This window comes from Paenibacillus pectinilyticus (genome assembly GCF_001700435.1).
GTDB lineage: Bacteria > Bacillota > Bacilli > Paenibacillales > NBRC-103111 > Paenibacillus_E > Paenibacillus_E pectinilyticus.
In genome coordinates this window covers 452,775-465,592 of record NZ_LYPC01000020.1, presented here as the reverse complement: position 1 = coordinate 465,592, position 12,818 = coordinate 452,775, and the positions used below count along the sequence as shown (strand labels likewise).

General features: G+C 45.4%; 15 protein-coding genes. 5 read left to right on the top strand and 10 right to left on the bottom strand.

The window, feature by feature from the left end; genetic code table 11:
* Window positions 1-24 precede the first annotated feature (24 nt).
* The 3 genes from A8709_RS16065 to A8709_RS16055 form a co-directional block, all read right to left on the bottom strand.
* The gene (locus A8709_RS16065; protein ID WP_065853353.1) at window positions 25-450 is read right to left on the bottom strand and encodes a hypothetical protein; all 426 of its coding nucleotides are present in this window, start codon (window positions 448-450) and stop codon (window positions 25-27) included.
* A gap of 183 nt (window positions 451-633) precedes the next feature.
* Complete coding sequence (locus tag A8709_RS16060; protein ID WP_065853352.1) at window positions 634-2,091, bottom strand: MFS transporter; 1,458 nt, start codon at window positions 2,089-2,091, stop codon at window positions 634-636.
* 15 nt (window positions 2,092-2,106) lie between these two features.
* Window positions 2,107-2,514 carry a helix-turn-helix domain-containing protein gene (locus tag A8709_RS16055; protein ID WP_065853392.1) on the bottom strand — a complete coding sequence of 136 codons (408 nt, stop codon included), beginning with the start codon at window positions 2,512-2,514 and terminating at the stop codon, window positions 2,107-2,109.
* A gap of 188 nt (window positions 2,515-2,702) precedes the next feature.
* On the opposite strand from A8709_RS16055, the gene A8709_RS16050 reads away from it, so the two are divergent.
* A complete protein-coding gene (locus A8709_RS16050; protein WP_244163218.1) occupies window positions 2,703-3,230 on the top strand; it encodes an inosine/xanthosine triphosphatase in 528 nt (175 codons plus the stop codon).
* 94 nt (window positions 3,231-3,324) lie between these two features.
* Here A8709_RS16050 and A8709_RS16045 read toward each other — a convergent pair whose 3' ends face one another.
* The 6 genes from A8709_RS16045 to A8709_RS16020 all read right to left on the bottom strand — a co-directional run bounded on the left by A8709_RS16045 (window position 3,325) and on the right by A8709_RS16020 (window position 7,627).
* A complete protein-coding gene (locus A8709_RS16045; RefSeq protein WP_065853350.1) occupies window positions 3,325-3,717 on the bottom strand; it encodes a hypothetical protein in 393 nt (130 codons plus the stop codon).
* The gene (locus A8709_RS16040; RefSeq protein ID WP_065853349.1) at window positions 3,714-4,127 is read right to left on the bottom strand and encodes a hypothetical protein; all 414 of its coding nucleotides are present in this window, start codon (window positions 4,125-4,127) and stop codon (window positions 3,714-3,716) included. Before A8709_RS16040 ends, A8709_RS16045 begins: the two co-directional genes overlap by 4 nt.
* 201 nt (window positions 4,128-4,328) lie before the next feature.
* Entirely contained in the window at window positions 4,329-5,018 is a 690-nt protein-coding gene (locus A8709_RS16035) for a class I SAM-dependent methyltransferase (protein WP_065853348.1), read from the bottom strand.
* Between the two features lie 177 nt (window positions 5,019-5,195).
* A complete protein-coding gene (locus A8709_RS16030) occupies window positions 5,196-5,819 on the bottom strand; it encodes an FMN-dependent NADH-azoreductase (protein WP_065853347.1) in 624 nt (207 codons plus the stop codon).
* A gap of 671 nt (window positions 5,820-6,490) precedes the next feature.
* Window positions 6,491-7,093, bottom strand: a complete 603-nt coding sequence (locus tag A8709_RS16025; protein WP_065853346.1) for a DUF2238 domain-containing protein — start codon at window positions 7,091-7,093, stop codon at window positions 6,491-6,493.
* 165 nt (window positions 7,094-7,258) lie between these two features.
* A complete protein-coding gene (locus A8709_RS16020) occupies window positions 7,259-7,627 on the bottom strand; it encodes a c-type cytochrome (RefSeq protein ID WP_065853345.1) in 369 nt (122 codons plus the stop codon).
* 177 nt (window positions 7,628-7,804) lie between these two features.
* Between A8709_RS16020 and A8709_RS16015 the strand changes: the two genes are divergently transcribed.
* Genes A8709_RS16015 through tatA form a run of 4 tightly spaced genes read left to right on the top strand, consistent with a single transcriptional unit; the run spans window position 7,805 to window position 11,358 of the window.
* Window positions 7,805-8,581, top strand: coding sequence for a gluconate 2-dehydrogenase subunit 3 family protein (locus tag A8709_RS16015; protein WP_065853344.1), 777 nt, complete (start codon window positions 7,805-7,807; stop codon window positions 8,579-8,581).
* A 35-nt stretch (window positions 8,582-8,616) separates the two neighbouring features.
* Window positions 8,617-10,338: a GMC family oxidoreductase gene (locus A8709_RS16010; RefSeq protein ID WP_065853343.1), complete on the top strand. Its 1,722-nt coding sequence runs from the start codon at window positions 8,617-8,619 to the stop codon at window positions 10,336-10,338.
* 36 nt (window positions 10,339-10,374) lie between these two features.
* A complete protein-coding gene (gene tatC, locus A8709_RS16005; protein ID WP_065853342.1) occupies window positions 10,375-11,103 on the top strand; it encodes a twin-arginine translocase subunit TatC in 729 nt (242 codons plus the stop codon).
* 54 nt (window positions 11,104-11,157) lie between these two features.
* Window positions 11,158-11,358: a twin-arginine translocase TatA/TatE family subunit gene (gene tatA, locus A8709_RS16000; RefSeq protein ID WP_065853341.1), complete on the top strand. Its 201-nt coding sequence runs from the start codon at window positions 11,158-11,160 to the stop codon at window positions 11,356-11,358.
* 356 nt (window positions 11,359-11,714) lie between these two features.
* Here the strand turns inward: tatA and A8709_RS15995 are convergent, their stop codons facing one another.
* Window positions 11,715-12,737, bottom strand: coding sequence for a LacI family DNA-binding transcriptional regulator (locus A8709_RS15995; protein ID WP_065853340.1), 1,023 nt, complete (start codon window positions 12,735-12,737; stop codon window positions 11,715-11,717).
* Window positions 12,738-12,818 lie beyond the last annotated feature (81 nt).

The following is a 12,818-nucleotide window of genomic DNA, read 5'->3' as shown; positions in this document are numbered from 1 at the left end:
ATGTCCCCAGCGCTCTTTGAGCAGCTATATTACCAGCGGGTGGCTTAACTTAGTGACGTCTACTTTCTTGACAGAAGAGCATACAGGGTTCACAATCACTTTCTCGCGATCTGCAAGTCGAAATAATCGACTTACAGGGTCCACTATTGCTTTCTCACGACCTGCAAGTCGAAATAATCGACTTACAGGGTTCACAATGGCTTTCTCGCTACCTGCATGTCGAAATAATCGACTTACAGGCTCCACAATGGCTTTCTCGCTACCTGTATGTCGAAATAATCGACTTACAGGGTTCACAATCGCTTTCTCGCGACCTGCAAGTCGAAATAATCGACTTACAGGGTCCACAATCACTTTCTCGCGATCTGCAAGTCGAAATAATCGACTTACTGGATCCACAATCGCTTTTTCGCTACCTGCATGTCGAAATAGTCGACTTACAGGGTTCACAATCGCTTTCTCGCGACCTGCATGTCGAAATACTCGACATCTTATGAAAAGCGCGGCCTCATCAGAAGTGATTCAAACTCCCAGCTACTTCAGACCACCCCTTCTCCTCCCCGTTAATTAGAAAAACACCTCCCTCACATATGAGGAAAGTGTTCTCCGTCTAACGCTTTTAACATAACAACATTAATTTACAGAAGCACCCGTGCTCTGCGTTTGTTTCGTGGAACGTAAATACGATAGGATCGTCGCCACCGCCATCAGCGCTGCCATGAACCAGAAAACCGCGTGTAGACCCGAAATGAAGCCGCCCAGGGAATCAACTGCTCCATTCATCCCCACTTGCGTACCTGAGAAAATGGCCAACATCGCTTCATGCGGAATGCTATGTGTCACTATCGGCATGGAAAACGCGATGCTAAGCATCATCCCCATATTCGTCGTCAGTGAGCGAATACCTGAAGCCTCTCCACGGTATTTTGGACCTGCTGCGTTCATAATGCTACTGGAATTCGGCGAGTTGAATAACCCAGAACCGATAGAGATAATGGACATATAGACTGCGAGATGCCAAAATGGCGTCGCAATTGCGGTGTCAACAGCAAGTCCCGCTAGTCCTACCACACTCAGTAGCAGCCCAAGCGTCGCAGGCGTCGTTTCGCCATAGCGATCACCGAGCCAGCCTGCCAGTGGAGAAACCACCAGCATACCTGCCGCCAGAGGAATGGTCATGATTCCCGCAACGAGTGCATCCTTTTCCAATGCCCCCTGGAAGTAAAAGATCAGCATAAACATAACCCCCATACGGGCTATGGCATTAAGCGTTGCTGAGATGATCCCGAAGGAGAACGTCCGATTCGCAAAAAGCGGTAGATGCAGCAACGCATTCGGATGTCTTTTTTCACAAAGAATGAAGATGGGAAATGTGATTACGAAGATTAGTCCAGAAATCCAAACGACCGGTGAAGTCCAGCTTTGAATGGGCCCCCACGTGAGCGCCAGCAGCAGGGCAGTAATCGAAACCACATAAGACACAATCCCGCCGCGATCAAGACCGCCCGATTTCCGCTCAGCCACCTTCTCTTCCTTCGTTCCCATTACCCACAGCCCCCACACGACCGCTATGGCACCAAATGGCACATTGAACCAGAACGTCCACTCCCAGCCGTAGGCGATCGTTAACCATCCACCCAGCACAGGGCCAATAATTTGTCCAACGGCCACAACCATAATATTGATACCTAATGCGCGCCCCAGTTCTTCTTTGGGAAAAGCATCCGCAACAATTGCCGTACTATTCGCCATCACCATCGCGCCGCCGATTCCCTGCAGGATTCGGAAGAGAATCAATAAAGTTGGATTATTCGCAAAGCCCGCCGCCAATGAAATAATGGTAAATAGCAGAATACCTGCGAGATATAGTCGTTTTCGCCCAAAAACATCTGCAAGTGAACCTGCCATCAATACCATGACCGTTTGGGCAACCATATAAGAAAGCATTACCCACATCGCCTGCAAAAGCGTAGCTTCTAGTCCCTTCAATAAATCAGGCAACGCAATGATCAATGTGCTGAAGTTGAGCGCGGATAACAATGACCCTAAGCTCGTTACCGATAAAATCCACCATTTTTTCGAGTTCCCCATCGCTTCTTCTCCTCCTTAAGTTCGTTCTCTCAATCGATTCGCTTTTTCCAGCCTTTCCTCGAACCCTTGCCGAATGGCCTGTAAATTAACGATTTTATCATCAATTTGGCTAATTAACGTCCGCAGCAAATCAGAAGCCTCCTCAAGGAGAACATCTTTTTCCTCATCCGAATGCCCTTCTTCATAAAATGTAGCCCTTATCCGTCCGAGCTTTTCCTCTGCCTGTAGGATATCCCCCACCCCTTGTAAGGACACACCTAGCTGCTGTTTCAGCCTCAAAATATGTCCAATTCGCTCAACCATGGGCTCATCAAATAACCGATGCCCACCCACAGTCCGTGTAACGGGACCAAGCAAACCAATTTCCTCATAGTAATGCAGCGTCCTAGCGGTTATGCCAAGCCGCGCTGTAATGTCCTCCATCGTGTAGTCCGTCAAGATGACAACCTGCCTTTCTTATTCCTGATTTTGTTAATCCTATCGTAACAGATTATCAAGCTTACGTGAACGTTAGTTTTATTAAAATATGAAATGCTCCTCCCCACTTGTCCAATAAAACTGTGCTATACTAATCCAAAAACATGTCCCAAGTAAGGAGTGTTCCCATTTTGTTGCACAAAGAAATACGATACGCGCTTGGCACGTATAATCAAGCGAAACGAGCTGCCGTGGTGCTTGCTACTGCGGTGGAACCCATCTGTCACTCAGTTGCATCGGGCGTTTCGGATCAGCCCATGACCGAGGACGAGACGATCATCGGTGCGATCAATCGAGCTAAGCATGTGCTTGAGGCGGTACCCGAAGCGGATATTGGACTTGGTCTTGAAGGTGGACTTACCTATGATTCCAAACATACGAACCAATGGTATCTCTTCTCGGTCTGCGCCGCATGGGATGGACAGCAATTGTCCGTCGGAAGAGGCGTTTATTTTCCAATCCCACATGCCATTGGGGAGAAGTTGAAACAAGGCGAAACCGAGCTTCGCCATATCATTGATGAACTGGGCAGCACCATTGGTAGTAATCACAAAGAAGGTGCGTACGGTTTGTTCACCGACGGCCGGATTACCCGGACGGATGTATTTCGCGATGCGGTCATAGCTGCGTTGACGCCGTTTCACTCGAATTTTTATAAGTGAGTGCAACACCAAGCACAAAAAAAGACACTCACCAAGTAGACGTTCTACTTGGGGGTGCCCTACTTTTTTAACATATTGTATGTACGTTCAACGTTCATTTCATCTTCTCATCCACACCATGTATGGCAACTAGATACCTCGAAAGCCTTGCATAATGCAGTTCCACGGGTTGACCTAGCGAGAATTGATCAATGCCACCGAATTTAAGATCCACCTTTTTCATTTTCCCATTAGATTTCTGGATATGTACGCGATAATTCTTAATCAAGACAACTTTACCTACTTGCACACGATAGTTCTTCCTACTAAGATCTATCACGATAAAAGAACTCATTAGCAAGGATAGCGTTATCAATGTACCAAATAGGATACCAAACCCGGGTTGAAGACGTGTGAATTTAAAATTTAACAGTTGTACCATCATATTGATGATATTCAGACAGAGAACCACTACTGTGAATTTCAAATTACTTTGATACAACTTCATAGATGTATTTCCTCACTGACCTTTTCTGCTTCTTCTACCTTGTAAATCGCAAGTAATGCATCTGATCGCTTAGCAATGAGCAGTTCAAGCGTTTGATCTACCTGGTATTGTTTGTATTGCTCGGCACTCACACGCAATTTGAGTATCTTGCCATTCGGTTTCTGAATATGTATGCGATATTCCTCAGTGAACATCACTTTACACCTCACGATACCAGGATCCTTCTGAATCATATCGTATAAGATCACGAAAGCCAGTATACTGAACACTCCTATTAAAAAACTAAACATAACAATAAATGCGACAGGTCTATGCGCACTAATGCAAATAGCGAGTTGTAGAATAGACATGATCAAAAATAAACAGATGGCGATGAGTGAACCCTTTAACGATCTTTCATAAAGTATCATGGTTATTCCCTCCTGTTGAATCCCAAACTCAATTCACAATTAAATCCCACGTTATATTATATTCGCTTATCCAACCTCATTTCCCTTTATATGTAAATTAAAGACACTCCATCCAAAATAAATAACCCGGCAGAGCCTGCATGCAGCTCTAACGGGTTTTAATAGTGGTACGACCATAGTCGTCATTCGTCCAATCGAATTTCAAGGTTTTCTCGCCTGCCAAATATATTTCTGTTCCCGTATACCAAGTTCTCCAACCAATCTGCCTTGTAGAGCCAGCTCGCTGAACAGCATATCAAGCTCTGGTTGATGCTCAACCTTCGTATAGTCCGGGCTCCCTGGCCCGTCAGATAAAAAGATTACAAACTGTTCCCTCGTTGGAAAATAGGTGATAGCTTCGTTGTATTCTTCAATTTCTATATCAAGGAATCCATTCTTTACAAGCCGTTCTTTGACTAAATCCACATTGCCATGAATCCCTATGATCGTTCCTCCTGATTTCAATACACGACTGTGGTTAATAACCGAAGTCGGCCCCCTGCGATCATAGATCAAGTCAAACTGCCCATCCAGAAAAGGAAGCTCACTTTTCGTAGTAGCATACACAAATTCTACATGTTCAACTTGGCTGTCTTGCAATAAATTCTGAGCGATTGTGATCAACTCATGGGAATTATCAAATCCCTTGATGCTCGTCGTGTGTGCAGACATTCGTAATGTGAATTCTCCATGACCACAACCTGCATCCATGACAGAGTGAAACTTCGGAAGCATCTGAATTAGCCTCTCCTCAAATACATCCTCCGCCGATCGCCCTACAACCGTGCATACCGCTCTGTTCTTATATCCACCATTTCGTCTGGCAATCATGTCATACCATTCAATTCCCATGGCTTAACCTCCTCGAGCTATGTACTAATACGACTATCCATACAACTATTTCATTTTCTTGATGCTCCCGTACTTACTCTGTATTCGTGAAAATAACTACAGTCCCTTTATATGTAAACAAATGAAAAAGGAGAATCCCATGGGATCCTCCTCTTCCATCTTCCATCTAGGCCAATCTTAGAACGCTGCAGCTACTTTCGCAGTTTCAGCTAGGCCAGCAGCAACGATCTCTGCAGTGCGGTCTTTGAATTGATTGTGGCCTTCAATGATAACTTCTTGTGTTTGAACACCGAACAATCCAAATGTTGCTTTCAATGGTCTGATTGCAGATTCAATCTCAGCCATTGGTCCTTCGGAGTACACGCCGCCACGTGCATTCAACAAGACAACTTTTTTACCAGCTACAAGTCCAACAGGACCTTCTGCTGTATATTTAAATGTTTTACCAGCTTGAGTTAGGTAGGAAATATAAGTAGTCAAAGGTGCTGGAGCTGCAAAGTTCCAAAGTGGGAACGCAATTACAAGTTTGTCAGCTGCAAGGAACTGATCCAAGTAAGTGTTAGCAATTGTCGCAGCAGCTAGCTCTTTTTCTGTTAGTTCATATCCAGCACCTTGCTTGTAAAGGCCTGTAAGTGCATCATTTCCGTAGTAAGGAAGTTCTACGTTATAAAGATCAATCTCAGTGATTGCATCGTTCGGGTTTGCTTCTTGGTACGATTTCAAGAATGCATCGTACATTTGAACACTTACTGCTTGATCTGCTGGACGATCGTTTACCTTAACAAAAAGTACATTAGCCATGAGCTTATCTCTCCTATATAGAAAACCTTATATTTATTAGCACATTTATAAATGCAACTAACATAGGCACATTATAGGACAGTTCCCTCCATTACTCAAGTGAATTTTTTGTAACATACATCGTTACAGAACTCACCCCATAGTGACGAGGAACCAAGGTGCACGAATCACTCGAAAACCAGCGAATTCCTGACGAAGAGGAACGTCAGATCGCTATACCAGGAAATTTCACTGAAAATTGCCCTATTTAAGAGAATTAGCGAATCTCAGCTCCCTTTGAACAGAAAACTGCTCGTATAGAGCATTCACGTACCTCTTCCCACTTTAACGAAAAATGAACTCATCGTGATCTTAACGTGCTCTTCTTTTCCTCCGATGAAACACTAACCAGGCAAATGCGATAATGCCAACAGCAAGTAAAACACTAAAAAATATGACATAAATCAAAGAATAGGACCCCCCTCTATCGCAAAATGACCATGAGTATCTTCTAAGTAGGATGAGTCAAGCACAGTTAAATTATGTATGTTCTTTGCCGAGGTACTATGAACCTAATGAAAAAAGAGCTGCCACAGCAGCTCTTCAAGTTATTCCCATCAAATTTTCTTAACAAATACCTATTTTAATTTCATCGCCCTTAAGTCAACAGTTACGGAATCACCATCACCTGTTTAGCCTTTTATATCCACAAGAGGCAACATCTTTTGTCTGGCTTTCAGTGCTAAATACACAGAAGTGACGATAGCACCGGATGTCCCGCATATGATGTCTGTCATGGTGTCGATCAAGCTTCCATTTTGCGAATTCAGTCCGAAGAAATGGTCCGTAGTGAACTCATAAATTTCCCAAACGCCAGCCATCGCAATGGAGAAAAATAAGCACAACCACACAGCCACACGGGAGGATGGATGTTGGTTACCTTCTTGATGTCCTGCCGCTTTACTATAAATCAACAAACCTATGAAGCATAGAATAACGCCTGAGAAAAGATGCTCTATTTTATCAAGATAAGGAATGACACCATAATAACCAAATTCATTCGCTATGAACATGGTGACAGATATAAACAACAGAATGCAGAAACGCAAGGCTGGAAATAGGGTTGTCTTGGTTAATCGCACCACAAGACGTATAAGTAAGAGCACGGCAACAATCAGCGCGGCCTCGAACATTTTAGCCCCGTTACCCTTCACTAGAAAATAAATAAAACAACCGGCAGCCAGCACATACATGGCAAATTCAAAGAGATCATTTCCTCGATCTTTGTGCTTCATCTGGTTCATCTCCTTCAACCCCTATCAAGAAATGGATACTCGTCTATAGCAGGTTCACCACATTCTTATCCTATGCCGCTATGCGAGTGAAATGAATACGCCTACTATGGACAAAGAAAAATCCCGCCTATCCTCTTATTCGGCGAGGGGCGGGATCATTCCTGTTTATTTCTTGTCCGCGAGCCAAGTAGCCAACGCATTGATATCGGTGTCAGAGAGCTTTCCTTTGAAACTCGGCATAGCGCCTTTCCCGTTGGTAATCGTGGCTACTAGCTGATCCTTGGAGAGCTTGCCGCCCACCTTCTGAAGGCTTGGCCCCACCAGTCCTTCCAAATTCGCCCCATGACAAGCGACACAATTGGCTTTGAAAATGGTTTGAGCATCAGCGCTTGCTGGTGTAGTTGTACCCGTGTTCGCAGACGATGTTGGTGCTGTTGAAGTTGTTGGACTTGCACTTGGTGTCGTATTACTCTTGCTGCAAGCAGTTAAGGAACTGGCAAGCAGCAGAGTGAGAACCACGATCTTTGTATTCATGCGTAGGCTTCTCCTCACATTCATAGGTTCACATGCAGTGTGCAGATAACTGATACCTACAACTACATTGCCCCCGTTTCCAAATTTCCATGCAAATCATGCATAAGAAAATCCTTTCCAGCTCATCATATCCATAACTACCCATATGTACATAAAATTCCAAGGAGGTATGACAAGTTGGCTGACAAAAACACACATACAGATACCCCTGATCACTCACGACGCCGTTTTCTCAAATATACCGGGACTGCCATTGGGGGCGTCGTTGTTGGTGGCGTGATTGGCAGTGCGATGTCGGGAGGCTTCAAGAAAAATTCCAGCACCTCTTCCCCATCACCTTCCGCAAGTCCTCAAGCAACGGTCACAGCAGATTACAATCAAGCACCGATGTTTTTCAATCAATCCCAGCTGCAGATTACTGAAGCTGCCGCGGAGCGTATTTTCCCCAAAGACGATAGTGGACCTGGAGCTACAGACCTTGGGGTTGCCTTTTTCATTGACCATCAATTAGCAAGTCCTTGGGGTGTGAATGCCCGTACTTATCGGATGGGCCCCTTCGTAAAAGGAGAAGCCACACAGGGAGATTACTTGAGTATTGAGCGGCATGAACTCATTACGATGGGCCTCAACAGTTTGGAAGAAACGGCCAAAGCCAAGTATACCAAGGGATTCGTTGATCTTAAACCAGAGGAGCAGGATGCGATTCTGACTTCAATGGAAAAAGGCGAGATCAGTGTCGTCAACGGCATCACAGGGAAAACCTTCTTCAACCAATTCCGTGTTCTGGTCATGGAAGGGGTATATTCGGATCCTTTATATGGGGGGAATAAGAACATGGGTGGTTGGAAGATGCGTAAATATCCAGGTAACCAAATGAGTTATGCCAACATGATTGACAAGGATGAGTTCGTGACGATGGAGCCGCGAAGCTTGCACGATCATTTCGTCCATTAAAATACACCCAGTCTATTACGGAAAGGAAAACGTTTATGGCTACTAAAATGCCGAAAGTCCCCGTTGTCATTGTAGGAATGGGATGGGTCGGGGGAATTATTGCTGCGGAATTGACGAAACAAGGCGTCAAAGTTGTAGGTTTGGAGCGCGGGAAACCGCGTGGTACGGCGGATTATTATATGGTTCATGATGAGCTGCGCTATGCGTCGCGTTATGACCTCATGCAGGATTTATCCAAGGAAACCGTTACTTTTCGCAATACAGAAAAAGTAGCGGCTGTGCCTATGCGCGAATATGGATCATTCCTCCTCGGTGAAGGACTTGGCGGTGCCAGCGTGCACTGGAATGGACAAACCTTGCGCTTTCTTCCCTACGATTTCGAAATTTATAGTAAAACCGTTGAACGGTATGGTAAACAGAAAATCCCAACGGGCATGACCATTCAGGATTGGGGCATTACCTACGATACGCTGGAGCCTTATTTTGATAAATTCGAGAAATTAGCAGGCATTTCTGGTGAAGCGGAGCAGAATCCCATGGTCGGCAAACGATCTGCACCGTTCCCAACGAAACCAATGACGAAGACACCTGTCTTGAAATTGTTCGAAGATGCCACCAAAAAACTCGGATATCACCCGTACATGATGCCTTCTGCCAACCTGTCGGAACAATACACGAACCCAGATGGCATTACACGTGCAGCGTGCCAGTACTGTGGCTATTGTGAGCGTTTCGGATGTGAGTATGGGGCTAAAGCCGATGTCATCGTGACGGCGCTTCCTGTCGCTCAGAAAACAGGCAACCTGGAGCTTCGCTCCTACTCGAACGTGATTCAGATTCTGAATGACGGCAAGAAAGCAAGCGGTGTCGTCTATGTCAATACGGTCACAGGTGAGCAGTTCGAACAGCCAGCCGATGTGGTGATCATGGCCAGCTTTGTATTTAACAACATTAAGCTTCTGCTTACATCCAAACTGGGCAAACCTTACGATCCGGCCACGGGTAAAGGTGTTATCGGTAAAAATTATTGCTATCAAACAAATGGCGGCAATGCATCTGGCTTTTTCGATGAAAAAGCATTCAATCTTTACGCGGGAGCAGGCTCGCTTGGGATGGAAATCCCGGATTTCAATGGGGATAATTTCGACCATACGAACCTAAATTTCATCCATGGGGCAGGTATTCGGATCTCTCAGACCGGCCAGCGGCCAATTGCAACGAATTCCGTTCCCAAAGGAACACCAGCGTGGGGCAAAGATTTCAAAGATAAATCGATTAAATACGCGAACAGCGTTTTATCGGTTTCTCCACAAGGCAGCTCATTGCCATGGCAGCATCACTACGTTGATCTAGACCCAACATATAAAGACGTCTATGGGCTGCCGTTGCCCCGGATCACCTTCGATTTCGAAGAACAAGATCGTCAGATGATCAAATTCGTTGCAGGTAAAGCGGCAGAGATTATGAAGGAAATGAACCCAACTTCGATTGGATCATCCGACCAGCTCGGCCCTTACAATATCGTGCCCTATCAATCCACGCATAACACAGGCGGCGTCATTATGGGAGGCGATCCCTCCACATCCGCGGTCAATTCCTACCTGCAAATGTGGGATGCTGAAAATGTGTTCGTCGTTGGTGCTTCGGCTTTTGCTCATAATAGTGGTTACAATCCAACGGGAACTGTTGGTGCATTGGCTTTCCGTGCGGCAGAAGGCATTTCGAAATATTTGAAATCCGGCGGTATGGTCGTTTAGCAAGCAGTCAGCACATTTCATCAAAGGAGGCATGGCATGGAGCAGGAAGATTGGATCTTACATTTGACAGAGGTTCGCAAGCGATTGCTCATCGTCTTTGCCTGGTTTGTCGTTACGTTGAGTGTCGGCTTGTACCTCTCGTCAGATATCCTCTTGTACTTGAAATCGCAGCCATTGATCGGCGAAATTAAGTGGAATGTGTTTTCATTTACGGATGGGCTGATGATTTATATGAAATGTGCCTTTCTGTTCGCAGGCTTGTTCACAGTGCCTGTCATTCTCTATCAGGCATGGGCCTTCGTTCGGCCAGGTCTTACAGCAACAGAATCCCGCAATGCGCTTCCGTACATACCGGTTGCATTTGCGCTATTTATTATCGGAGTCTCGTTCAGTTACTGGGTCGTCTTTCCGATGATGGTGCGCTTTATGATGCGAATGAACCATACGATCGGAGCCGTTGAAACGTACGGGATTGATAAGTATTTCGGTTTTCTATTTCAAATTGTCATTCCGATGGCAATTGCATTCGAGCTGCCAGTGGTTCTGCTATTTTTGACGAAGATCGGGATTTTAACCCCGCAGATTCTGAAAAACTCCCGAAAATACGCCTACATCGCATTGACCATTACAGGCTCCTGCATCTCACCACCGGATATGATTTCCCATCTCTCCGTGACTGTACCGCTAATTCTCTTATTCGAGATTAGTGTCTTGGTTGCTGGTTGGCAATGGCGGGCAATGCAGCGCGTCGCGAAGTTAACGTGACGCTACTGCATCGTTCGAAATGAAATTAAATTAAAAGAATAGAGGCTGATTTGGATGTTCAACAATATTGGAGTTTCAGGATTAATCTTAATTCTGGCGATCGCTTTAATCGTTTTCGGCCCTTCCAAGCTGCCACAGCTTGGGCGCGCTTTCGGCGACACGCTGCGAGAGTTCCGTAACTCTACACGGAATATCATGGATGATGGGGATCGTGATCATTTGATCGAAAATGAAGGCAAAAAACCGCCTTTATAAGACGGTAAAAGATTAGCAGCCTCCTATCACACGAGGCATTCCCCTCCAGACTATCATCGCTACGGTGGATATATCGAAAAAGGAGCCTTTCGCTGTGCGAAAGAGCTCCTTTTTCTCATCTATAGGGTGCATAGCATGAGTAAGACAACTGAGTGTGCTTAATGATCAGACTACGCCTTGGTTGAACCACTTTAGCAACTCAAACTTGCTTATTTTCCATGAATACGCCGCTTGAGCAGCTTTGAATTACAAATAGCCACTTCATGTGGTCTTATCCTCCAGATTGCACACAAATCATAAGAAATAAGCACTTTTAGCTTGCTAATTGCAAGCCTCGACTCGACATATCAATATCCCTAAAGACTCTCCGCAATGAGAATACTAGTCTCTGTGTATTGATATTCACTCTCAGGCTTCTTCCCCGTAAAAATGAGATCATAAAGGATGCGTAAGGAACGATAACCTTGTTGGATCGGATTTTGCATTATAGTAAAATCAATCTTTCCCTCTCGCAGCCCCTGCTCGACCTCGGGCATCAAATCATTGCATACGATGCGAAGCTGACCATCTTTACCTGCTCTTCGAACCGCATCCATGCAAGCCCCTGCATGCCCCGTCGCCATATAAATACCATCCAAATCCGGGTGTTTCTGCAGCGCTTCATTCAGCTTGATGAAAGTATCCTCATACCGATCAAAGCCTTCGATAACCTCCACAACTTCAATATCCCCTATGATGGCTAAGCTGTTTTTAAAATGCTGCACACGCATGCGATGCGCATGGAATTTCATATTTGCGACTACGACAAGTACCTTTGCCTTGCCTCTTAGAACACGGGACATGAGTCCCGCAGCAATCTCGCCACTTTTACCAAGATCCTGCCCTACAAAGCAGCTGCGCTTCGAACCCTCAATGTCTGAATTAAACGTAACCACGGGAATTCCCTGTTCAATTGCCTCGTTGATACTTACACGATTGGCTTCATCGTCAATGGCAGAGAATAGGATGCCACTTGCCCCATTCGCAATCAGCGTTCGGATCGCTGTCGCTCCTTCATCTGCCTGCTGATTATTGATATAAGCATATTCTAAGCAGATACCCAAGCCCTTTAACTCATCTTCGGCGGCATGAATGCCTTTACGAATCTCATCAAAGAACGTAATCTCTTTAGGTGGCATCACAATGCCAATTCGGATCGGTTTTCGATGATAAGCAAGCGCTTTGGCAGCCACATTGGGCACATAGTGCAATTCGTCAGCTATCGCAAGCACACGTTCACGAATTTCTGGTTTGACGCCCGTTCGTCCATTCAACACCCGGTCAACCGTTCCTCTAGACACGCCGGCTTGCATCGCAATTTCTCTAATCGTTACACTCATAGGATTCTCCTATCGAAAAATTGTGCGCGGGCACGCTAATAGTATGATGGAAAATAGCTCCGTAATCAAGTCCGCGGCAGC